Genomic DNA, 22022 nt, shown 5'->3' with positions numbered 1-22022 from the left:
AATTTGTGATCTTAAGCTGATCTGCTTTAGCGAGTGTAGGGTGACGAGTTTAACGTATGTAGCGTAACGAGCGCCCTGTCACAATTGTTTGTTTTTATTTGTTGATATGTGTTTAGTGGTTACTGCTTGTTTAGTATTAGGTTAATTTTTATGCTGCCAATGTGAGCTTTATCAATTTTGATAGACGACGGTTTTGGCAGAATGCGTTATCTTTTTTACCGAGACCTAGCCTGATAACCCTATGCATAAAAATTCTACAAATGGTGAAACACACCTGTCAGATAATGCGATTTTACTATCAACGACGGATCTGAAGGGAAATATTAAATATGTGAATCAGACCTTTTCGCAGATCAGTGGGTTTAGTGTTGCTGAGTTGCAAGGGAATCCACATAACATAGTGCGCCATCAAGATATGCCTGCGGCTGCATTTAAGATCCTCTGGGAGCGAATTAAGCAGGGCAAGCCTTGGATGGGGATAGTTAAAAATCGCACCAAAACGGGCGGCTATTATTGGGTGAATGCCTACGTCGCGCCTGTGTATGAAGATGGTAAAGTTCATGAGTATCAATCTGTTCGTCGCCAAGCTACCCCTGAGCAGATTAAAGCCGCTGAGAGTATTTACAGTGATATTAATCAGGGCAAGCAACCTAAAGTATTGCGTAAAGATAGGTTAGGTTTCAGTGGTAAAATACTGCTGGCCATGTTGGTTTCGATTACGGCTACGGCGATGATTGCCAGTTATTCCCCCATAGTTGCCGCGATGGTGGGAATGAGTCTCACGTGCCTAGCATGGTATTACTTGATGCAGCCGCTGCAAAAGCTTGTGTCTATGGCAACCAACATTATTGACGATCCCGTCGCTACGGGCGTGTACACCGGCCGCCAAGATGAGATCGGTAAATTAGACCTCGCCCTACGTTTTTTGATCACTGAAATTGGTGGCGTTGTTGGCCGTATGGCTGATTCTGCCAGTGAGATCCAAGCACAAAGTGTCAGCCTTAAACAAACCATTACAAACACTTGGGAGCACGCTGATAGTCAGAGTGAACAAACCACGCAAGCTGCGACTGCGATGGAGCAGATGAGTGCCAGTTTTGCTGAAGTAACGGGAAACATTCATCGCACTGCCTCGGAAATGGTGTCGAGCCATGAGGCGGCTCAACGCGGGCATTCTCGTTTAGAAACGGTTATTGATGCGATACATCAGTTAAGTGTACAAGTGAGCCACTTTTCCGATGTTGTACAAGCTATTGAACAAGATAGCAGTGCGATTCACCAAGTGCTCGAAGTCATACGTGCCATTGCCGACCAAACTAACTTATTAGCCTTAAATGCGGCAATTGAAGCGGCGCGGGCTGGGGAGAGTGGTCGTGGTTTTGCCGTGGTGGCCGATGAGGTCAGACAATTATCGAGCCGTACTAGCCAATCAACCTCACAAATTGAGTTAATTGTTAGTCGTTTTAGGGAAAGCACTCAAAGGGCAACCTCGACCATGATGGCAGGGCAGGAACAGGTAAAACGTTCGGTAAGCTTAGCGCAAGATGCGAGTGTGGCTTTTGGCGAGTTGCTTTCATCTATTTCGCGAATTAATTCTTTGAGCGATGATAATGCGGCGGCGATGACGCAGCAGACTTCCGTGGCCGCAGAAATTAGCCGAGCTATCCATGTGATCAGCGACTTGGCTCAACAGAGTTTAGAGCAGACGCTCGATGCGGCAGCGCGGGGTGATCAAGTGTCGCGTTTATCGACCAAGACGCATCATTTGTCCCAACAGTTTTGGCAGCAGAGTGTGCAACGTAAATATTAAGCGTATTTACCTTATGTCGTATTGCATTTTGTGATTGATTTATTATTAATGCCTGTTTATAAATCAATCACTTAATCATGTTTTTCTCGCTGTTTTATTTTTGACTTCTTGATGGAGGTCACATTTAGGAGATGCTAATACCTGAGTTGACCGAAATATTTGCCAATAACCCTTGTGTTTTATCCTGCATGCCCCAAGCTCTATTAGTGAAGCAAAAATAAAAGTAATGACACTAAAAGGGACAACCTATGAAAATAAATATTTCTGGTCACCACGTCGATGTTACTGATTCTATTAGAGAAGATGTTAACGAAAAATTTGCAAAAATCGCCACCCATTTCCCCTCTCTGATCGCACTGGACATTATTATTGCGAAAGAGCATGGCGAGTATCAGGTTGAGCTTCGTACGAATTATGAAGGAAGCCGTATTTCTGCTTCAGGTACCGATGAGGTTATGTACCCAGCAATCAAAGCCGCATCGAAAAAATTAGATGCAGCACTTAAGCACCGTAAAGGTCAGTTAAAAGCGGATTTGCATGAAACCCCGAGCTGTACAACGCCAGCTATTGCCCATGAAATTATCCAAGAGATGGATCTTCGTTAGGTTTTAGCTATAACTCATCGCTTTAGATGAGCACAAAAAGGGCCTTAAATGGCCCTTTTTGTTGGCAATTGGCTTTTGCAGAATGCTATTAGGTTAGATCAATGCCAGTTGCAATCCCTTGAGCACAGCTTGGGTACGGTCTCGGCAATCGAGTTTAGTGAGTATGTTAGAGACATGATTCTTTACTGTTCCCTCGGCTAAAAATACCGCATTGGCGATTTCTTTATTGGAGAAGCCACCCGCCATAAAACTGAGAATTTCCCGCTCCCGTTCCGACAATAATTCATTTCTAGTTACCCCAACGCTAGGTGTGGGCTTAGGCTCTCTCATCTGTTTGAGCACCGAAGGCTCTATCAAGTAGCCGCCTTTGGCGACGGTTTCGATGGCGTGCAGTAACTTGTCGAGTGACACGTCCTTGAGCAAAAAGCCGTTGGCTCCCGCCTGTAAACTATTGAGGAATAACTCACTGTCGTCGAAGGTGGTTAACATGATGACAGGTAAGCGATTGGCACTTTGCCGTATTTGTTTGAGCATGGTGATACCATCAAGATTTGGCATACGGATATCACTGAGCAGTACATCGACGGGATTGCTGGCAAGCTTTTTGAGTGCATCTTGGCCGTCTTCGGCCAGCCACAACACGTGAATGTTGTCGGAAATGGCGAGCAGGCTGGCGATACCTTGGCGAACCAATTGTTGATCTTCTACTAAACCGACACTGATAATGTTGTTTTGCGTATCCATAGAGATCCCAAAGCGTTTTTAATAAAAAGTTAAGCGAGTGCAGGGAGTGTGAGGGTGAGTTGGCAGCCGGGCGCCGAGTCATTTGCTCTTAACTCCAAGGTGCCATTAAAGGGTTGTAGCCTTTCCTGCATGCCGCCGAGCCCAGTACCGAACTGCCTAGTGCCGAACTGTCCTGGACCGTTTAGCTCTGTGCCGCTTTTAGCTGATGCGTTTCGCGCGGCTCCCCGTGTTAGCCCCACGCCGTTGTCGCTTAGTTGCAATACCAGCGCGCTTTGAGAGTCTTGCATGCTCAATTGCAGTTGATTCGCCTTGCCGTGACGTACGGCGTTGCTGATGCCTTCCTGCAGCACTAACAGCAGTGCCTGAGTCAGTTCGGCTGATTGCAGTGGCTTCATCCCTTTGCAGTGAAGAGTCACGCTGGGTAAGCTGGTCATCAGTGCCTCTAAAGGTGGGACTAAATCCAATCCCACTTGCACTCTTTGAGCCGCGCCACGGCAAGTTGCTCGCCTTATGGGAGGCGGGTTCACCCTATCGACTTGATGCCCAGACCTTAACCACGCTTGGCGTGAAAAACTTTGGTGACAAATTTAAGGGCTTGCCCTTTTCTGCTCACCCGCTCGATGACGGACAAGGTGGACTATGGAATTTTGGCGTCTGGTATGTCGGCGGTGAGAAGCAATTACTTGTGTATCAAGTGGCGTCCGATGACAGCATAGCCAGAATGGAAGTGATTGAATTACCACAGGCGAGTTACTTACATGCCTTCGCGCAGAGTGAGAATAAGCTGGTGTTTTACATTTCATCCTGCGTGTATGAAGAGGGCGAAACCTATGTTGATGCCTTTAAATGGCGCCCCGAATTGCCATCGCAATTACTAGTTATTGACAAAGCCGATTTTAGCGTGCGCCAGTTACACCGGCTACCTGCAGGATTTGTGTTTCACTTTGGTCAAGCCATTGAGAAGAATGACGAACTTTCGGTGCAGCTTTGCCTCTATCCCAATTCAGCTATTTTAACCCAAGGGATGAAGGGGTTACTGACGGGGGAGCGTAAAACTAAGACACCCCATGCAGAGTTAGTGACTATCACAGTACCGCTCACAGTACCGCTCACAGTAGCACTTACAGCAACTAGCAAAGCGCAGTTTGCGGAGACCTTGTCTTCCTCTGCACGTATTAACCGCAGCGGCGTGATGATGGAGTTTCCCCAGTTTTCGCAGCACATTATGGGTAAAAAACAAACTAGCGGTGAAAAAGCGTTTGCAGAGAAAACAGGCGGGGCTTCGGCGTTTGCTCCGTTATTTGGCGTTGGAGCAAGATCAGATTCAGCTGTTAACTCTGGCTCCAGCTCTAACTTTAAATATGAAGCAGAAGCCGAATCTGAATCAGGGCTAAGTAACACTCTGTATTGTATTCATAATGCAAAAGACAGCAGCAAGCACAGTGCGGATACACTTGGCGACGCGAGCTATAGCGAGTTTTATCTTGGCAAAGGCAAAATTGCCGAAGAGCCGCTCTATATCCCCGCCACTGAGCAGCACGAAGCCTATTTACTGATGACTTGGCTCGATTACCATAATGCACAGTCTGGTTTGTCTTTGTTTCGTGCCAGTGATATCAGTGCGGGCCCCATCGCTTCGGCTCAAATGAACAGGGTATTGCCACTAGGGTTTCATGGCTGCTTTATTGAAGCTTAATATTTTGATCTATAAATAAAAAACGCAGCTATTAGCTGCGTTTTTGTTTCAGGCGAAAGAAACGTTTAGTCATCAATTTCCGCATTGTGATAGACGTTTTGTACGTCGTCACAATCTTCAAGTGCGGCAATAAACTTTTCAAACATAACGACATCTTCACCTTCAACTTTAGTCATGTCCTGCGGTACGAAGGTGATATTGTCAAATTCAAAGTTAACCTCTGGCATCGCTTCGGTCAGCGCAGTTTTGACTTTAAAGTACTCAGTGTGCGGCGCGTAAACTGTGATTAAGCCATCTTCCAGCTCAACATCGCTTACATCAACGTCAGCCATCATCAGCAGTTCTAAAATCGCATCTTCGTCATCACCCGCAAACACGAACACGGCTTGATGATCAAACATGTGGCCAACTGTACCTGGGCCGCCGAGTTTGGCATCGTTTTTCACGAAGGCTTGACGCACTTCGGTGAAGGTACGTTTTACGTTATCGGTTAAGCAGTCAACAATGACCATGCAGTTGCCAGGACCAAAGCCTTCGTAACGGGCGGTATCGTAATCTTCACCACCGCCGCCTTTGGCTTTTTCAATTGCGCGTTCAATAACATGCGCGGGCACTTGGTCTTTCTTAGCGCGTTCAATTAAGCGACGCAGTGATAAGTTTCCATCGGGCTCAACGCCGCCTTGCTTAGCGACAACGTAAATCTCTTTACCGTAGCGTGAATAAATGCGGGTTTTTTGACCGGCTGTTTTCGCCATGGATTCTTTCTTGTTTTGATATGCTCTGCCCATCTTGATCTCGTTAGCTCAAAAAAATTGCGCCGATATTAGCAGTTTTCTTGGCATAAGTGCAGTCGTCCCTATGTGATTTATTACCTAGAAGGCGACGGGGCACGCATTTCAGGGCAAAGTTGGTTTTATCAAGGAAGATCCGCTTTTAGATAGGCTAGGACTATATCGCGATAGATTAATACTAATGTCTAATGCCATACGCTCGTGAGACTGTTGATGATAGCTAACTTGTACTTTGTTTATTTAGCGAGATAAATTATCTAGCTTATTCAGAGAAATAGACTAAAACTATAAATCTTGAGCGCTATCATAGTTAGTCCTCCCTAGTCAGTTGTAATCGATAGCCGCTGTAATTGATACCAACTGAACGAAGGCTAATGATTCGACTCTTAGCATTTCCCTTTCATTTTTACCTTGCGCAGTTACGGGAAGTATATGGAAATACAGCACAAAATTTTAATTTTCATCAGTTTTACGCTGGTCACTCTGGGGAGTTTATTACTTGAGGGACTGCATCTTCCGAGTATTGTGCAGGCGGTGATCTTGGGCGTTCTTGCCTGTGGCTTAGTGGTGTGGGTGTGTTTTCACGCATCTAAGGCTAAGCTCGACACCGATGAGGCAAACATTAAGGTATTACAAGAGCAAAGCATTCCCGCCCACGACATTAGTGTGCAAACCAGCAAAATGGCTATCGGTTCGGCTGAAGTGTCGCATTTTATTGATTTACTGAATAAATCAATTGAATCAAATGGCGAGCATGCCAGCGCCATTGCGGTTGCCGCGGGGCAATTGAGTCACACTACGGCCCAACTTGGCGATAATGCGGCAGATATTTTAGGCCAAGCTCAAGAGGCTGAGCGCGTTAGCGTGCAGGGACGAAGTCAAGCTCAGAAAGGTGTTGCAGCCATTCGTTCACTGAGTACGGATATTGATACTGCCGCTGAGCAAGTGCAGGCGCTTAAATCAAGAGCCGAAGAAATCCAAAAAATTACCGAAGTGATTAACTCCGTTGCCGAACAAACGAATCTTTTGGCGTTAAATGCGGCCATCGAAGCGGCTCGTGCGGGAGAGCAGGGTCGAGGTTTTGCGGTAGTGGCTGACGAAGTACGCAGCCTTGCGGGTAAAACCGCAGGTGCAACCCAAGATATTGGCAAAATGCTATTAGAAATCCGCAGTGAAACGGATAAAACTTCTGGGCTGATGGAAAAGGTCGTAACGCAAACCGCCGATGTGGTCGCGGCTATGGGCGAGTTAGACGCGCACTTCACTGAGATTTCGGCTTCTGTGACCCAATCGGCCCATGCCTTAGGTGATATGGAAGATTCACTCAAACAATATAACAACACTACTAACGACATTAGCCGCTCGGTGACTCAAATACGTGACTCGTTAAATTCGACGGGTAAACAGAGTCATAGCGTATCCGAGCAGGCCTTTACTTTATCCTTGACCACTGAGGGTATTTTTAAAGCGCTGTCTAAATGGGATACACAAACCTTCGATCAGCAGGTTCTGCAATTGGCGAATGTTGCAGCTAAAGCGTGCGGTGACAAGTTAGCACAAGGTTTAGCCAGTGGCAGTTTTAGCGAGGCTGATTTGTTTAATCCTAAATACCAACCTATTACCAATACTCAGCCGCAGAAATACAGCACGGCTTTCGATCGTTATACCGATCAGCATTTTCCAACAATTCAAGAGCCCATTCTGGCAAAACACAGCGAAATTATTTATGCGGGAGCCGTTGATAGGAAAGGTTATTTTCCGACCCATAATAAACGCTTTAGCCAAGCACTGACAGGCAAAGTTGAGGTTGATATGGTGCACAATCGAACCAAACGCTTGTTTAATGATCCGACAGGGATCCGCTGCGGCGCCCATACTGAACCTGTGCTATTGCAAACTTATAAACGCGATACGGGCGAAGTGATGCACGACTTGTCGGTACCCATTTTTGTAAACGGTAAACATTGGGGCGGATTTCGAGTGGGATTTAAAGCTAAGTAGATTACTGATAACTCAAATTTAGGTTATTTACTCTAAAAAATGCATAAAAACGCATCTTTATTTGTGTCTTATATGTGATCGATAGTGGGTAATTGATTAACATAATAGAAATAGATTGGCATCTTTTTGCCGAAGTGCTTAAATAGCCCAAGGTGTACAGTATAAGACAGTATTGTATCCAATAAAAAATCATAAAATTTGAATAAGACCTTAAGTAATTGATTTAATATGTTTAAAATATCTTCCTGGATATTTTAAAATGTTGAGGACAGGGAGCTCTCTTGCGACGTAAATATAACGCAGTAGATGCTGCTTAATGTGAGTTAAATGTGATGCAAGCAAATCAAGCGACTGTAACTGTTTTATATTATGATGCGCCCGTAGGGTTAATTATGCACAACGCCGTATTAGGTAATTTGCCAGTGAGTGAAGCTGGGCGTGTGATGATACCTGCAAGTTTCCGCAAGGGAAAATCTATCATTGCTGTACTTGAAGGTGAGTGTAAGATATTGAATTCATTAGGCGAGCGAGTGTTTGCTCAAGCTAATATAGGTTAACATTTTAAACTAATCGTCATTCTTGGGACGAATAATTCGCTTTGCTAAATTATCGTCCCGACATCTTCTGCAAAAATTCTATTCAATCCATTTATTTCTATTAATGTTAGCGCTTGTTCGCCTAATCATATTCGGTTAGTCATTCAGATATTTACTGTCCCACAAATTAACGCACTTTAATGGCAGACTTCTGCCATTAATTGGTCTGCAAGGTACTGTAAGGTTTCGGCATTAGGATGGGTGTGGGCGAAGGTTCTTAAACCATAAATTCCCATCATTAAATATTGGGCTCTTTGCTCGCAGCTGCGATTGCCTTGGAGGAGTCCTTGTAACGTTGCAGTGGCAAATTGTAGCGTGAGTGCTTGCTGCCAAGATTGTAGATACTGATTGATGATGTCTCGGATCTCAACATCTTGCTCTGCAATTTCATTTAACGCTTTTGTCAGTAAGCAAGCTTGGGCGCTATCGCAACTCAGACATTCAATAACGAGATGATCTAAGTAGGTTTTCAAATTAGTCAGCACATTCTCGCCATTGCCGAATAGATTGTTGAATTGCTCGTTTCTGTCGAGTTGATATTGCTCAATGGCCGCGATTAATAACCCGCGTTTATTGGTGAAGGCACAGTAAATCGACCCCGGATGTAATCCCGTGGCTTGAGTAAGATCTTGCATGCTCGTTTTGGTGTAACCCTTGTGCATGAAGGCGGCCATAGCGCCGCGAAGTACCTGTTCTCGGTCGAACTCTGCATTACGCATCGAATTTAATTCACTTGTATAGAAACGCTTAGGCCAGATTCTACCTAAATTTGAACAAACATTCAAAAATGAACTTGAATGATCGTTCAAACAATAATATCTTGAATGCATATTCAAGAATGGAACTGAGAAAATGACCACACAAACCACGCCAAATTCATTGGTAAATCTGTTCGATACCTACTCACTTAATGACACTATTACCTTAAATAATCGTATTTTAATGGCACCTTTAACCCGTTGTATGGCGGATGCCGATTTAGTGCCGACTGATGATATGGTTGCCTATTATGCACGCCGCGCCGAAGCGGGTTTGATCATCACAGAGGCGACGATTATTCGTCCCGATGCTCAAGGTTACCCAAATACCCCTGGTATTTTTACTCAAGCGCAAATTGCTGGCTGGCGTAAAGTGACCGATGCGGTACATGCCAATGGCGGTAAGATTTTTGTGCAGTTATGGCATACGGGCCGCGTCGCTCATCCACACTTTTTCGGTGGTGGCGATGTGCTTGCGGCATCAGCGCAGAAAATTGAAGGCAGCGTGCCAAGAATGCGCGAACTGACTTATGTCACACCAAAACCTGCCACACTTGAGGATATTCAAGGCCTAGTGCGTGATTACGCCAAAGCGGCGGAAAATGCCATTGAAGCTGGGTTCGATGGCGTCGAAATACATGGTGCAAATGGTTATTTGATTGATACTTTCTTACACCATGACAGCAATCGCCGCACCGATGAATACGGTGGAACACCTGCCAATATGTCCCGTTTTGCGCTTGAAGTTGTCGATGCTGTTGTGGCTCGTATCGGCAAAGACAGAACCGGTTTACGGATTTCTCCAGGGGCTTATTTCAATATGGCGGCAGATAGTCGTGACCGCGAAGTATTCGATTACTTCTTGCCAGAGCTGGAATCCCGCGATATCGCTTTTGTGCATATTGGGATTTTCGATGACAGTATGGAATTCGACTATCTAGGCGGCAGAGCTTCAAGCTATGTGCGCGCACACTATGGCAAAACCTTAGTGGGAGTTGGAAGCTACAGCGCTGAAACCGCCAGTGAAGCGATTGCAGCGAATAAGTTTGATTTGATTGCTATCGGTCGCCCATTTATTGCCAATCCTGACTATGTCGCTCGCGTGCGTGATGGCGTTGCACTTGTTCCTTACAGCGATGAAATGCTAGCAAGTTTAGTGTAATTTCGCTTAATAGCTTTATAAAGAAAGGGTTAGCATTGGCTAACCCTTTTTGTTTATTTTATCTCGTGCCTTTTATTTAATCCGTTTTAACTAAGGATCTGAGTGCGGTGAGCTTTTGCTGAGCGATGCCAAAAATACTCTCGGGAGAATATTGCCCTTGGCTAGGTGCGGCCGTTTGCGGCAAACTTCCTGCGGTTTTACCGAGTAGTAATTCCATGGCTTGAGTCACATGGGTAATAGCCCAAATATGGAATTCCCCCTGTGCCACTGCATCGACAATATCTTTGCGCAGCATAAGGTTGGCCATGTTCGAGGCAGGAATAATCACCCCTTGCTCTGGCGTACGGCCTTTTATTTTGCAGACATCGAAGAAGCCTTCAATTTTTTCATTCACGCCGCCAATCGGCTGAGCCTCACCAAATTGGTTCATCGAACCTGTGATGGCAATATCTTGCCTAATTGCTTGCTCGCTAATAGCCGAGATAATGGCGCAGCATTCGGCCATGGATGCGCTGTCACCGTCCACTCCGCTGTATGATTGCTCAAAGGTGAGGTAAGTGGTGAGCGGGATTTGCGCCGTCTTACCTAAAACTGAGGCTAAATAAGCGGTTAAGATCAACACGCCCTTAGAATGGATCCGGCCTCCAAGTTTGACTCTGTGCTCGATATCCATCACTTCACCCTTACCAAACGCAGTGGTTGCTGTGATGCGATTGGGCATACCAAACTGATGATCTGAGGTCGAGATGACGGATAAGGCATTGATTTGCCCAACCACTTTGCCCTGAGTGCTAATCAAGGTCGTGCCGTTGGTAAAGCTTTGCATAATGTTGTCGTGCAGACGCGAGACTCTTTGCTCTTGATTTCGCAGTGCTTGCTCAACGTGCGGCACTAAAATTTGCTGACTGCCTGCCGATTTAGCGCAGTAGTTTGATTCCCGCAGTAGGTTGGCAATATTGGCTGAGTGTAGCGACAGTTTTTGTTGATCTTCGGCCTCCCGCGAGCTGTATTCGATGATGCGTGCTATAGCCGCACGGTCGCAATGTAGCATGTTGTTGTCGTGAACTATGCTCGAAATAAAGCGGGCATAGTGCGCCTCAGAAGTTGAGGTTCTGTCCATCACATCTTCAAAATCGGCGGTAACGCGGAATAACTCACTGAAGTCAGGATCATAGTGCTGTAACAGCTGATAAGTTTCGTGATCGCCAAACAGAATAATTTTCACATCTAAGGGGATAGGCTCAGGCGCCAATGAAATCGTGCCCGACAGTGACACTTCACGCTCGAGCGAACTTAAATCGAGTTTGCGTGAACGCAGGGCGCGTTTTAACCCGTCCCACACGTAAGGGCGTTCTAACACTTTTACCGCATCCATCAATAACACGCCGCCGTTAGCTTTGTGCAGACTGCCGGAGCGGATAAGTGAGAAGTCGGTGAACACTGTCCCCCTGAAGGTAGCGTTTTCCACATAACCAAATAGGCTGTGATAACTTGGGCTTTCTTCTACGACAATAGGGAATTTTTGAGTCCCTTGAGCGACCAAAACGTTAACTTGGTAGCGGCGGGGCATTTTCTTTTCAAGGGAAGCGTAGGCTAGGCCCAGTTGTTCTTCACTTTCTTCTAAAAAGATATCTAAATTGTCTAAGATATCCGCCTGCATACCGGTTAAGAAAGTCCGCGCTTCGGGCTGGTGCTTGAACTTATCTTTGAGTGGCTTAATAAAATGAATTAACACTTCTTTGGCGACTTGTTCGTCATGCTCTTGCTGCTTGTCGCTGAATTCTTCTTCCCATTCAGTGATTTGGCGAATAATACCGCGCAGTTTAACTTCTAGGCCATTGATATTACTTTCAAATTGACTACGTTCAGTCTCTGTCAATGCTTCGAATGAAGCTTCGTCATGGGGTTCTTCACCATTGAGCGCTACCATTTGATAGTCACCCTGCATGGTTAAACTGAGGCTGATGCCTTTTTGTTTTGCTTCTTCGGTTAATTCAGTGAGTGCGACTTCTTGTTTCTGTGATAATTGGCTTTTGAGCTTTTCAGTCCGGGCATAATACATTTCATTATCAAAGGCTAAAGGCATAGCTTTGACAAGTTTAAGCATCAACTTTTCGACGGCTTTTTTAAATTCAAGCCCCGTCCCTGCGCTCAGTTTCAGCACTTTAGGGCAACGGGTATCATCGAAATTAACCACATAGCACCAATCGTACAGGGTATGGTCGTTTGGCTCGTGACGGCTTAGGTAACGCAGCATCATGGTCCGTTTGCCGAGGCCGTTCTGACCTATGGCGTAGATGTTGTAACCCTTTTCTTTAATTCCCATTGCAAACTCTACCGCTTGCTGGGCGCGTTCTTGGCCGACAATATCATTGAGAGGTGTGAGTTCTGCTGTCGATTGGCAATCTGTGCTTAATTGGTCGAGTTCGCAAATGCGATATAATTGTTTACTGTTGAGCAGGGTAGCTTGGCTTGATACGACGTCAGTGGGCATAAATATCCTTGGTTTTTCAGCCTTATTATTTCCATTGTAGACAATAAGATAGCATTTTTGTCAATCAAAACCCTGTTATTGCTGATATATGTCTTTAGGGATGGTTTTCTCTCGCTAAGAAAGTGCTGAATTATCGGGGGAAGACTTAATTGATTAAGTCTAACTAATTGTTACTCAATAAACTTATCACGATACTGACACTAAAATTTTGTGCTAAAGTAGCAAATGCAATGTTAGTTGGATTTACCCGTGCAAGCAGTCTGCTGAGTGTGAGTAAGTTAGTGTGAATTTTGATGGTTTGACCTCTACCACCCTAAAAGGTGGATATGATGGAGTAAGTTTTAGATCCAACCATAGTGCCAATTGAGATGTATTGATTTGATGTTAAACGTAAAATTTTATGAGATTTTACTGCTTGGTTAGCGTTTTCCCTCTGTAGCAATATTGGGCATGTGTTTAAGGTCTTACGGTATTCTCGCCGTAGGCCGATTGAGCAGTAACGAGATCTGAGTTGGCAAGATGATGATAGATGTACCTATTACGCAGCAACAGCTGGATAACTGGTTGAGTGACTGAAATTTAGTCGCTGAGATATCAAGCAGTAAAGCAATGTTATTAGCATGGAATGCTGCGGGTGAACTTAGCTGCATGTTAAGTTCAGACTCTGCGGCTGAAAGTGAAATACAGGCAATACTTAGCCACCTAAGTGGCAACCCCCAGCCTGTGATAAGCCAGTCCGTTGTGATGCCCTCAATGCTCACACCATCAGAAATCGTTTCCAATCCCTTTGATATTATTGATAAATCTACTATTCCCCCTCTAAACAATGCTAAGTTGTCCAGCCTGAGTGAGCCAATTTCAGCATTGCCCCGATTAGGCAGTCATCAAATCACGGCTGCATTATCTGTATCACAGCTAACTGAGCAGGTACGTGAGCCTCTGTTAATTATGGATACTCGGCAGCACTCAGATTGGCACACTTGTAGCGCAATCGGCAGCGTGATTTGTTTGTCTCTCGCTTGGCCATCTGGGGCTAATTTTGGCTTTTTATGCTTCTATCATAACAAGGCTCACGGCGTAGATTCAAAAACGCTACAACTCGCTAAGCTTATCAGCGATAGCATTCAACACCAGTTAGGCGAGATATTGAGCCAACATAATGCGGCTGAAGCATTAAGCCGAGGTTCACCGAGTCGTGTCGATACGGTCGATTTACAAACTTTTATCGATAGTTTTGACGAACATATTTGGATGAAAAATGCCGCAGGCATTTACACTCTTTGCAATCGTAGTGTTGAGAATGCGTGGGAAATGCCCCGCAGTGAGATTGTTGGTAAATCCGATGTTGAACTCTTTGGTGCTGATATTGCAGAGATTTTTCTAGAGGGTGATAGGCTCGCTATCGAGTCTGGTACGCCTATCATTGTTGCTGAGTGTTTAGATGGCAGTGAAGCTAAAAATCATCTTTGGCTAGAAACGCTAAAACTCCCAACACTCAATGCCCAGGGTGAGCTCGTGGGCGTTATCGGTATGACTCGCAACATCTCCAAGCATAAAGCAGTTGAAGAACAACTGACACTGGCGACCAATGTGTTTAAAAACTCGGTTGAAGGTGTCGTTGTGACCGACCGGCATGGCAATATTACCGACGTTAACGGTGCATTTTTTGAGATCACAGGTTATGTGAGGGAAGAGTTACTCGGCCAGAATCCTCGGATTTTTAGTTCGGGTCGGCATGATAAAGATTTTTTCGATAAACTCTGGAATACCTTGTTTACTCAAGGTAAATGGAATGGCGAAATTTGGAATCGGCGCAAGAACGGCACGATTTTTCCGCAAAATATCACCATAAGCACTATTTATGATGACGTTGGAGATGTGCGTTATTTTGTCGCTGTGTTTGCCGATATTTCAGCCCAGAAAGAGAATGAAGCGCAACTCACGCACTTAGCGTATTTTGACCCGCTAACGCATTTGCCCAATCGCATGAAGTTCATGATGCAGCTTAAGCAAGAAGTGCGACAAGCTAAGCGGCTGAATTTGCAATTAGCGACTGTGATGATTGATGTCGATCTGTTCAAGCATATCAACGACAGTTTTGGCCACAGTATAGGCGATGAGATGTTGGTCGAGCTTGCCAAGCGTTTACGCAGTCAAGTGGGTGATCAGGATGTGTTATCACGGATTGGTGGCGATGAGTTTGTGGCATTGATTTCAGGGATCGACAATAGTGCAGATGCCGCAGTTGCCATAAATCAATTGCGCCAAGTGTTTGAGCAACCTTTTATTGTGAGCACGGGCGACCACTTACGTTTAACGGCGAGTATGGGCGTTTCTTTGTATCCGAATGATGGAACCGATGCGGACACTTTACTGCGTAACGCCGATGCGGCCATGTATCGTGCCAAAAATGATGGCCGCAATAATTATGCTTTTTATACAGAGTCCTTAACTCAACAATCTTTTGAGCATCTTAAGCTGCAAAGTGCCCTCTATGGCGCGATTGAGCAAAATGCTTTGTACTTAATGTACCAGCCAAAACTCGATTTAGTGACTCGACAAACCGTGGGATTTGAAGCATTACTGCGTTGGCACGATCCTCAACTGGGGTTGATTTCGCCTGCGGTATTTATACCCGTGGCGGAAAAAATTGGTCTTATCCATGAAATTGGCTTATGGGTGTTAGAAACTGCCTGTCGTCAAGGCATGCGTTGGCTTGGTGAAGGCAAACATTTTGGCCGCATTGCGGTGAACGTGGCAGGACAACAGTTACAGCGCAGTTCCTTTGTGGATGATGTGAAACGTGTCTTAGCTGAAACGGGTTTGCCCCCAAAGCATTTAGAGCTTGAAGTGACCGAAAGTGTGATGATGCAGAATCCTGATCTTGCTATCCGTGACTTAAAGCGACTTGGCGATCTGGGTATCGAATTATCGGTTGATGATTTTGGTACTGGCTATTCATCGCTCAACTATTTGAAAAAACTGCCTATTCATAAATTGAAAATTGATCAATCTTTTGTGCGGGACATTCCCTTCGATACCAACAATACCGCTATCGCTAAGGCTGTGATTGCTCTTGGACATGCGTTGAAGCTGGAAATTATCGCCGAAGGGGTTGAAACTAAAGAGCAAGCTGATTTTCTGCAACAAAACCAGTGCGATCAAGCCCAAGGTTATCTCTTTAGTCGTCCGCAGCTAGCTGAAGATCTCGACACATTTCTATCGTAAAACAAGTTTGCATATAACAATAGGACTAGCGCTATGCCGCTAGTCGCTTAGGGTTGTGTCTGCTAAAATTCTAGCCATTATTTTCAGTGGTTAACCGCAATGTCTTTTAGTGCCTTATCCTTAAACTCCACGTTAGTGAATACCTTAGCGGTTCTTGGCTATGAATCGCCAACGCCAATCCAGTTAGAAGCGATCCCTGCCATCTTAGCTAAACGGGATGTGATGGCTGGCGCCCAAACGGGTACAGGCAAAACCGCTGCGTTCGCCTTGCCTATCTTGCATCATTTGATGTCATTCAGCCTTTCGCAAGAGTTAACGGCTGTGAGACCCGTACGCGCATTAGTCTTAGTGCCGACACGTGAACTGGCGGTGCAGGTACAGCAGAGTTTTGTTAAGTACGCTAAAGGGACTGATATTCGTATCGGCATCGCCTACGGCGGCGTGAGTATCGATGCGCAGGTCGCCGTGTTTAATGCAGGGATTGATGTGTTAATCGCAACACCGGGCCGCTTACTTGACCACCTTAGGCAAGGTGCATTAAATCTTAAGCAATTGAGTGTGCTTGTTTTCGATGAAGCCGACCGTATGCTCGACATGGGGTTTATGGATGAAATTCAAGCCGTGCTCAAGCAAGTACCGAGTGATAGGCAAACCCTGTTATTTTCTGCCACTTTAGATGCCGCTATCTTCAGCTTAAGTAAAACCTTACTGCGCGATCCCAAGTTGATTGAAGTTGCCAAGCGCAACACGACCGCTGCCGAAATTGAACAAGTGGTTTATGCCGTCGACGCCGACCGTAAAACCGAACTCGTCAGCCATCTGGTACGCAGTAAAAACTGGCATCAAGTGTTGATTTTTAGCCGCACCAAGCAAGGCGTCGATAAACTGGTTCAGCAACTCAATAAAGCCGATATTATCACTCAGGCGTTTCACGGTGACTTGTCTCAAGGCGCGCGCGAGAAAGTTTTGCAGGAATTTAAACAAGGCAAAATTCAAGTGCTAGTGGCAACGGATGTCGCCGCCAGAGGCCTAGATATCGTCGAGCTTAAATATGTGATCAACTTTGAGCTACCCTTTATTGCTGAAGATTATATTCATCGTATTGGTCGCACAGGTCGAGCGGGTAGTGCAGGGCTTGCTATCACCCTCTTTAGTCAAGAGGACGCCCTATTATTGGAAGAAGTTGAAGTTGTGCTCGACAAGCGTCTACCACAACAATGGTTACTTGGCTTTGAACCCGACTTTAATAAGATGGATACCGAACCTAGACGTAACGGCAAAGCGGCGCAAAAACAACGTGCTAAAAAGCGCGCTTTGGGTGGAAAGGGAAAAAGGTAGTTTTTTAGGTGCGGCATCTGAATGGCTGAATCTAATAGAGATTAGATCAAGTGGCGACATGATTCATTTATCGACGCCAGTTCAGTTCCCGCCGCCGCATTTGAATCGATAACTCGAAATAAGTAATCGCATGAAAGTTCAAACAAAAAGGGCTTAACCTTGCGGTTAAGCCCTTCTGGTAAAATTGGTGGAGGCGGCGGGACTTGAACCCGCGTCCAGAACACCTACATCCAAGGCACTACATGCTTAGTCTCTCTTTTAATTAACCCGAATAAACTCCGAAAGACAGGATTTCATCGGGCGAGTCCGGTACTATTTCGCGGTTCACCCCCGGACGGAGTTCCCTCGCTATCAAATGTAAGATGACCATCTGTATACACCGCCCATTTGAGAGACCTGTGTCAGATGGCTAGCTAGCCTAAGCTGCTAGAGCGTAGTTATCGTCGTTTGCAACTATAACTGTGCGGCTTTTTACGAGGCCAACCGCCCCTCGGCATGCTCCCAGGGTTTCGTGAATCCTGTCGAATCCAGAATCGCCCCCAAGAATTTGATTGTAACCCGTAGCACTATGATCACCTAGCATCATTTGCTTCAAGTTCAATCGTTTGTTCATTATCCGTGCGTTTTTTCTTTTTTCATCACGCGGGCTTTTTCAACTTCCCATTCACGCGCTTTAGTATCTTCGCGCTTATCGTGATCTTTCTTACCTTTACCTAGGCCAATTTCCACTTTTACCCATGCACCTTTACGCCAGTACATTGAGATAGGAATAATAGAGTAGCCTTGGCGCTCAACTAAGCCCGCTAGTTTATCTAGCTCTTTACGGCTGAGTAGCAGTTTTTTCAAACGTAGGGGATCGCAGACAACGTGTGTCGATGCCGTATTCAAGGGAATAATGGTGCAGCCATGCATAAAGGCTTCGCCATTTTTCAGGAATACGTAACAGTCGGACAAGTTGACCTTACCCATACGGATAGATTTCACTTCCCATCCCATGAGGGATAGGCCGGCTTCCATTTTCTCTTCGAAACGGTATTCGAAGGTTGCGCGCTTATTACGTGCGATAGTCGCAGGCGCGGCTTTGCTTGAATTTTTCTTTACCATAGTGGCGCCATTATACGCACGGTGAATCAATTTGGTATTGATATAAGGGTTTATTTAGTTAATTTCAAGCCTCTATCGTGTTGTTGCTGTTTTTTTGAACGTGATTAGGGTGTTGAGTATCAGCTTAAGTGCACAAGGGGTGCGTTTTTTACGTATCGTGATAAAATCCGTGCAAATTTTGATTGCTGGCCTAAGTTGTTTATTGCACGTGCGTTCTTTTCGTGCGTTTGAGTTTGCTTAGGTCGCTGTGAATACGTTAGTGAAGAGTACTAAGTCCTATGCCGCAAATTTCTCGAAGTGTGTTAGTCCGTTTTAGTGCGATGCAAATGTATGACTTAGTGAATGATGTCGAGTCGTATAAGGAGTTTTTACCCGGTTGTGTGGGTGGCAAAGTCTTAGAATTTGATGGCAAGACTATGCTGGCATCTGTTGATGTGAGTAAAGCGGGGATCCGTAAGACATTTACGACTCGCAACCAAGTGGTTCCTGGTAAGAGTATTGATTTAACATTGGAAAATGGGCCCTTTAAGCATTTATTGGGGCAGTGGCGTTTTACTGAGCTGACTGAAGAGGCCTGCAAGGTAGAATTCGAGCTGAGTTTTGAGTTTTCAAGTTCGTTAGCCGATATGGCCTTTGGTAAAGTGTTTAATGATCTTATGGTATCAATGGTGACGGCATTTACGAGTCGCGCTAAGGTGATTTACAGTGACAAATGAGACAGATAAGTTTGTAGTTGATGTGGTTTATGCCTTGCCTACACAGCAAAAAGTGATTTCGGTGAATGTGAATCCCGGCACGTCAGCGATTGAGGTGGTGCGTTTAAGTAACATAGTGAGTTTTTTTCCTGAGATCGATTTAGAGACGGTTAAGCTCGGTGTGTTTAGTAATGTGGTTAAGCATGACCAAGTGATTTTACCGGGGCAAAGGGTTGAGATTTATCGTCCTTTGATTGCTGATCCTAAGGATGTGCGTCGTCGCCGAGCAGATAAAGCTAAAGATGAAGGCCGCGCGAATAAAGTGACGGGCGGACGGGCTTAAATACTGACATCATTGCTCAATAAAAAAGCGCCCTTGGGCGCTTTTTTGTATTTGATTGACTGAGAAGAGCATAAGCAAAGTTTAGGATATTACTTAATTGGTTTTTGAACTTGCGCTTCAGCTTGATTTTCTTTCACTAATGGCTTTTCATCGGCGCGCTGTGCTGGAATTTGTGGCACTAGCTCAGTTTTATTACCTGTTGGCAAGCTGCTTTGTTCTAGCGGCGTACTAAATTCTTTGCTCAGTTCATAATCGCCTTTCACTGAGGTAAGTTTATCGCCCGTAAAGTGCAGTATGAGTTCTTTATGCGTAATGCTGGCATCACGCCCACTCTTGTAGTGATACACATAGTACCAAGTATCGTCGGCAAAACTATCTCGTAATACCGGACGGCCGAGAATGTATTCGGCTTGTTCTTTGGTCATGTCAATGCGCAACTTTTCAACTTGTTGCGGTTCCATGTAGTTGCCCTGTGGAATGTCAGGCTTATAAATCAACCAATCGAACACGCTACAGGCACTGAGCGAAACAGAGAGCGCCACAGCGCCCAGTAGGGTAAGACTTTGCTTTTTATTGATCATTGTATGCGCTACTTCTGAAAATCTGGCGGCCATAATACCCAAGCATTCCCCCTCATGACAAGGGCAATCGGGCTTTGCAACCGTCATAGATCGAATTGTGTGACTTTTCGACCCAGTATGTTGGCTTTAGTTCTCAATCTTTAAGGATATTTATTCGCTAAAGTCATATGGGGCTATGAGTATGATTTTCGGCTTCTAGAGCCGTACAGGTTTACTGTTGGCTGGATTGGGAAAAGAGTAAATGTGAGCGATTTCTTCTTTAAAGCCAAGCAATTAGTTAGTAAGTCGATAGACAGTATGTGTGGCGATAAACATAGTAATCTCATTAAAATCAGATTAAAGTTACCGATATGTTTTTATTGTGTTCTTGTACTGTGGCTTTTTTGCCGTAAGTTTGCAGTGTTCGAAATAAAATAGTGGGATAGATGCATTGGGTTCTTTAGTTTGCGTAGGTACGGGTTTACAACTGGCCGGACAGATCAGTGTGATGAGTCGTAGTTATATTGAGCACGCTGATGTCGTGTTTTCACTCTTGCCCGATGGTTTTTCGCAGCGTTGGATCCAGAACATTAATCCCAATGTCATCAATTTACAGCCGTTTTATGCACAAAATGGTGAAGTTAAAAATCGCCGAGAAACCTACGAACAAATGGTTAATTCTATATTGGAGGCCGTAAGGGCTGGCAAAAAAACCGTTTGTGCGCTCTATGGTCATCCTGGAGTCTTTGCCTGTGTTTCCCATATGGCGATTACACGGGCGAGGGCAGAAGGGTTTTCAGCGAAGATGGAGCCGGGGATTTCGGCCGAGGCGTGTTTATGGGCTGATCTGGGTATTGACCCCGGCAGCTCTGGGCATCAAAGCTTTGAAGCTAGCCAGTTTATGTTTTTTAATCATGTGCCCGATCCGACAACCCATTTATTGTTATGGCAAATTGCGATTGCTGGTGAACATACCTTAACTCAGTTTCATACTACGAGTGACAGGCTGCAGATTTTGGTTGAACAACTGAATCAATGGTATCCGCGAGATCATCAAGTGGTGATCTACGAAGCTGCTAATCTGCCAGTTCAAGCCCCTAGAATTGAGTATTTGCCGTTGAGTAAGCTGCCCGAGGCAAACTTGTCTCCGATCAGTACTTTACTGATCCCGCCAGCAAAAAAACTCGAATACAACTATGCTATTTTAACTAAATTAGGCATTAGACCTGAAGATTTAGGCTAATTGTGAGTGCTGTACTTCTGAGCTGAATTCGGGAGTCATCATATAAATAAGGAAAGGTATGTCTGCATTATCGGATTTTTTTACCCAGTTAGGTCAAGATGCACAACTGATGGAAGCGTATCAACAGGACCCGGAGGCCGTAATGCGCGCCCATGGGTTAACTGATGAAGAAATTAGCGCTGTAATGACAGGGGATATGACAAAACTAAAAGTTTTGAGTGGCGACCAAAATTATCAAACATTTGTTTTAGTCAATCATGGTAATAATTAACTCATCTTGAAACGGTTACGTTGTGCCCTATTAGCCATCTTCGCCTTGTGTTCGACAGCTTTGATGGCTAACTCTCTCTATTTTGATCAGGCACTCAATGAGCTTGATGTATTACTGCAATCTGATCTTAGTGCTGCGCAGAAAAAACTTGCCGAATATGAGAAAGAATTCAGTCGTTTAACTACAATACAACAAGGACGACTGAGGATAGATAGAGCGATAGGTTATTTTTTCACTGGTGAATACACTAAAGCGTTAGATGATCTACACCAAGCCGAAACCTTAGTGCCAAATACTGATTTATTGGCGTCAGTTTATAGTTACAAAGCCACGGTATATACCCAATCAACCTGAAGATGCGTGGGTAAAGAGCTGAAAATTATCATTGATCCGCGACGCTAAACTTTCACCAATATCGGGTAATGTTTCTTTGAAAAATTTATCCAGTGCGGACCTGAAATCTCGCTTATTTTTGAAGTACACGCTGTTCCTCGCGTGCTCATTCATGACCTTCCACAGTCTTTCTATCGGATTGAGGTTCGGGCTGTAAGGCGGTAAATAATGCAACTCAATATTGTGCGAA

The 22022-nt window shown here is 45.0% G+C and carries 19 protein-coding genes, 1 other RNA gene and 2 pseudogenes; 13 read left to right on the top strand and 9 right to left on the bottom strand.

Annotation, left to right across the window (positions count from 1 at the left end; translation table 11 throughout):
* Positions 1-241 precede the first annotated feature (241 nt).
* Both L5M10_RS15680 and hpf read left to right on the top strand, forming a co-directional pair.
* Positions 242-1810, top strand: a complete 1569-nt coding sequence (locus L5M10_RS15680) for a methyl-accepting chemotaxis protein (RefSeq protein ID WP_263255545.1) — start codon at positions 242-244, stop codon at positions 1808-1810.
* Between the two features lie 248 nt (positions 1811-2058).
* On the top strand, positions 2059-2415 hold the full coding sequence (hpf, locus tag L5M10_RS15675) for a ribosome hibernation-promoting factor, HPF/YfiA family (protein ID WP_028760784.1): 357 nt from the start codon (positions 2059-2061) through the stop codon (positions 2413-2415).
* A 93-nt stretch (positions 2416-2508) separates the two neighbouring features.
* On the opposite strand, the gene L5M10_RS15670 is transcribed toward hpf, so the two are convergent.
* Together L5M10_RS15670 and L5M10_RS15665 are read right to left on the bottom strand one after the other, a co-directional pair.
* A complete protein-coding gene (locus L5M10_RS15670; protein ID WP_263180823.1) occupies positions 2509-3159 on the bottom strand; it encodes a response regulator in 651 nt (216 codons plus the stop codon).
* 29 nt (positions 3160-3188) lie between these two features.
* Positions 3189-3644: pseudogene (locus L5M10_RS15665) on the bottom strand (sensor histidine kinase); the annotation flags it as partial.
* Between L5M10_RS15665 and L5M10_RS15660 the strand changes: the two are divergent.
* Positions 3644-4855 (top strand): annotated as a pseudogene (locus tag L5M10_RS15660) (carotenoid oxygenase family protein); the annotation flags it as partial. The pseudogenes L5M10_RS15665 and L5M10_RS15660 sit on opposite strands and share 1 nt — an antisense overlap.
* 65 nt (positions 4856-4920) lie before the next feature.
* On the opposite strand, the gene L5M10_RS15655 reads toward L5M10_RS15660, so the two are convergent.
* Complete coding sequence (locus tag L5M10_RS15655; protein ID WP_028760779.1) at positions 4921-5643, bottom strand: YebC/PmpR family DNA-binding transcriptional regulator; 723 nt, start codon at positions 5641-5643, stop codon at positions 4921-4923.
* A gap of 435 nt (positions 5644-6078) precedes the next feature.
* On the opposite strand from L5M10_RS15655, the gene L5M10_RS15650 reads away from it, so the two are divergent.
* On the top strand, positions 6079-7647 hold the full coding sequence (locus tag L5M10_RS15650; protein WP_263255542.1) for a methyl-accepting chemotaxis protein: 1569 nt from the start codon (positions 6079-6081) through the stop codon (positions 7645-7647).
* Between the two features lie 332 nt (positions 7648-7979).
* Positions 7980-8204 carry a TIGR02922 family protein gene (locus L5M10_RS15645; protein ID WP_028760777.1) on the top strand — a complete coding sequence of 75 codons (225 nt, stop codon included), beginning with the start codon at positions 7980-7982 and terminating at the stop codon, positions 8202-8204.
* Positions 8205-8380: 176 nt separating this feature from the next.
* Here the strand turns inward: L5M10_RS15645 and L5M10_RS15640 are convergent, their stop codons facing one another.
* Complete coding sequence (locus tag L5M10_RS15640; RefSeq protein ID WP_263222420.1) at positions 8381-8962, bottom strand: TetR/AcrR family transcriptional regulator; 582 nt, start codon at positions 8960-8962, stop codon at positions 8381-8383.
* A 133-nt stretch (positions 8963-9095) separates the two neighbouring features.
* On the opposite strand from L5M10_RS15640, the gene L5M10_RS15635 reads away from it, so the two are divergent.
* A complete protein-coding gene (locus L5M10_RS15635; protein WP_263160782.1) occupies positions 9096-10163 on the top strand; it encodes an alkene reductase in 1068 nt (355 codons plus the stop codon).
* A 76-nt stretch (positions 10164-10239) separates the two neighbouring features.
* Here L5M10_RS15635 and L5M10_RS15630 read toward each other — a convergent pair whose 3' ends face one another.
* The gene (locus L5M10_RS15630; RefSeq protein ID WP_131523009.1) at positions 10240-12657 is read right to left on the bottom strand and encodes a Lon protease family protein; all 2418 of its coding nucleotides are present in this window, start codon (positions 12655-12657) and stop codon (positions 10240-10242) included.
* 744 nt (positions 12658-13401) lie between these two features.
* On the opposite strand from L5M10_RS15630, the gene L5M10_RS15625 reads away from it, so the two are divergent.
* Both L5M10_RS15625 and L5M10_RS15620 read left to right on the top strand, forming a co-directional pair.
* Complete coding sequence (locus L5M10_RS15625; protein ID WP_411569343.1) at positions 13402-15885, top strand: putative bifunctional diguanylate cyclase/phosphodiesterase; 2484 nt, start codon at positions 13402-13404, stop codon at positions 15883-15885.
* Between the two features lie 99 nt (positions 15886-15984).
* Positions 15985-17223, top strand: a complete 1239-nt coding sequence (locus L5M10_RS15620) for a DEAD/DEAH box helicase (RefSeq protein WP_263255540.1) — start codon at positions 15985-15987, stop codon at positions 17221-17223.
* A 185-nt stretch (positions 17224-17408) separates the two neighbouring features.
* On the opposite strand, the gene ssrA is transcribed toward L5M10_RS15620, so the two are convergent.
* Both ssrA and smpB read right to left on the bottom strand, forming a co-directional pair.
* Positions 17409-17764, bottom strand: a transfer-messenger RNA (tmRNA) gene (gene ssrA, locus L5M10_RS15615).
* 71 nt (positions 17765-17835) lie between these two features.
* Positions 17836-18327, bottom strand: coding sequence for an SsrA-binding protein SmpB (smpB, locus tag L5M10_RS15610; protein ID WP_006080832.1), 492 nt, complete (start codon positions 18325-18327; stop codon positions 17836-17838).
* Positions 18328-18605: 278 nt separating this feature from the next.
* Here smpB and L5M10_RS15605 point away from each other — a divergent pair, with 278 nt between their 5' ends.
* On the top strand, positions 18606-19043 hold the full coding sequence (locus L5M10_RS15605; RefSeq protein WP_028760728.1) for a type II toxin-antitoxin system RatA family toxin: 438 nt from the start codon (positions 18606-18608) through the stop codon (positions 19041-19043).
* Complete coding sequence (locus L5M10_RS15600) at positions 19033-19365, top strand: RnfH family protein (protein WP_106651167.1); 333 nt, start codon at positions 19033-19035, stop codon at positions 19363-19365. Before L5M10_RS15605 ends, L5M10_RS15600 begins: the two co-directional genes overlap by 11 nt.
* Before the next feature lie 89 nt (positions 19366-19454).
* Here the strand turns inward: L5M10_RS15600 and L5M10_RS15595 are convergent, their stop codons facing one another.
* A complete protein-coding gene (locus L5M10_RS15595; protein WP_028760727.1) occupies positions 19455-19946 on the bottom strand; it encodes an outer membrane protein assembly factor BamE in 492 nt (163 codons plus the stop codon).
* A 430-nt stretch (positions 19947-20376) separates the two neighbouring features.
* On the opposite strand from L5M10_RS15595, the gene L5M10_RS15590 reads away from it, so the two are divergent.
* The 3 genes from L5M10_RS15590 to L5M10_RS15580 are packed head-to-tail and all read left to right on the top strand — an operon-like array spanning position 20377 to position 21793.
* Positions 20377-21168, top strand: coding sequence for an SAM-dependent methyltransferase (locus L5M10_RS15590; protein ID WP_028760726.1), 792 nt, complete (start codon positions 20377-20379; stop codon positions 21166-21168).
* A gap of 58 nt (positions 21169-21226) precedes the next feature.
* Complete coding sequence (locus L5M10_RS15585; protein WP_105249796.1) at positions 21227-21439, top strand: hypothetical protein; 213 nt, start codon at positions 21227-21229, stop codon at positions 21437-21439.
* 6 nt (positions 21440-21445) lie between these two features.
* On the top strand, positions 21446-21793 hold the full coding sequence (locus L5M10_RS15580) for a hypothetical protein (protein ID WP_263255539.1): 348 nt from the start codon (positions 21446-21448) through the stop codon (positions 21791-21793).
* Here the strand turns inward: L5M10_RS15580 and L5M10_RS15575 are convergent.
* The coding region (locus tag L5M10_RS15575; RefSeq protein ID WP_263179589.1) for a transposase at positions 21785-22022 on the bottom strand (238 nt) is incomplete at its 5' end. The two genes, L5M10_RS15580 and L5M10_RS15575, sit on opposite strands and share 9 nt — an antisense overlap.

The organism is Shewanella sp. SM32, from assembly GCF_025654235.1.
Lineage (GTDB): Bacteria > Pseudomonadota > Gammaproteobacteria > Enterobacterales > Shewanellaceae > Shewanella > Shewanella oncorhynchi.
This window is presented reverse-complemented; position numbering and strand designations above follow the sequence as displayed.

Excerpts from the sequence above, each read along its gene's own strand:
- L5M10_RS15680 (WP_263255545.1), top strand. The coding sequence starts at position 242 with ATGCATAAAAATTCTACAAATGGTGAAACACACCTGTCAGATAATGCG.
- hpf (WP_028760784.1), top strand. The coding sequence starts at position 2,059 with ATGAAAATAAATATTTCTGGTCACCACGTCGATGTTACTGATTCTATT.
- L5M10_RS15670 (WP_263180823.1), bottom strand. The coding sequence starts at position 3,159 with ATGGATACGCAAAACAACATTATCAGTGTCGGTTTAGTAGAAGATCAA.
- L5M10_RS15655 (WP_028760779.1), bottom strand. The coding sequence starts at position 5,643 with ATGGGCAGAGCATATCAAAACAAGAAAGAATCCATGGCGAAAACAGCC.
- L5M10_RS15650 (WP_263255542.1), top strand. The coding sequence starts at position 6,079 with ATGGAAATACAGCACAAAATTTTAATTTTCATCAGTTTTACGCTGGTC.
- L5M10_RS15645 (WP_028760777.1), top strand. The coding sequence starts at position 7,980 with ATGCAAGCAAATCAAGCGACTGTAACTGTTTTATATTATGATGCGCCC.
- L5M10_RS15640 (WP_263222420.1), bottom strand. The coding sequence starts at position 8,962 with ATGCGTAATGCAGAGTTCGACCGAGAACAGGTACTTCGCGGCGCTATG.
- L5M10_RS15635 (WP_263160782.1), top strand. The coding sequence starts at position 9,096 with ATGACCACACAAACCACGCCAAATTCATTGGTAAATCTGTTCGATACC.
- L5M10_RS15630 (WP_131523009.1), bottom strand. The coding sequence starts at position 12,657 with ATGCCCACTGACGTCGTATCAAGCCAAGCTACCCTGCTCAACAGTAAA.
- L5M10_RS15625 (WP_411569343.1), top strand. The coding sequence starts at position 13,402 with ATGCCCTCAATGCTCACACCATCAGAAATCGTTTCCAATCCCTTTGAT.
- L5M10_RS15620 (WP_263255540.1), top strand. The coding sequence starts at position 15,985 with ATGTCTTTTAGTGCCTTATCCTTAAACTCCACGTTAGTGAATACCTTA.
- smpB (WP_006080832.1), bottom strand. The coding sequence starts at position 18,327 with ATGGTAAAGAAAAATTCAAGCAAAGCCGCGCCTGCGACTATCGCACGT.
- L5M10_RS15605 (WP_028760728.1), top strand. The coding sequence starts at position 18,606 with ATGCCGCAAATTTCTCGAAGTGTGTTAGTCCGTTTTAGTGCGATGCAA.
- L5M10_RS15595 (WP_028760727.1), bottom strand. The coding sequence starts at position 19,946 with ATGATCAATAAAAAGCAAAGTCTTACCCTACTGGGCGCTGTGGCGCTC.
- L5M10_RS15585 (WP_105249796.1), top strand. The coding sequence starts at position 21,227 with ATGTCTGCATTATCGGATTTTTTTACCCAGTTAGGTCAAGATGCACAA.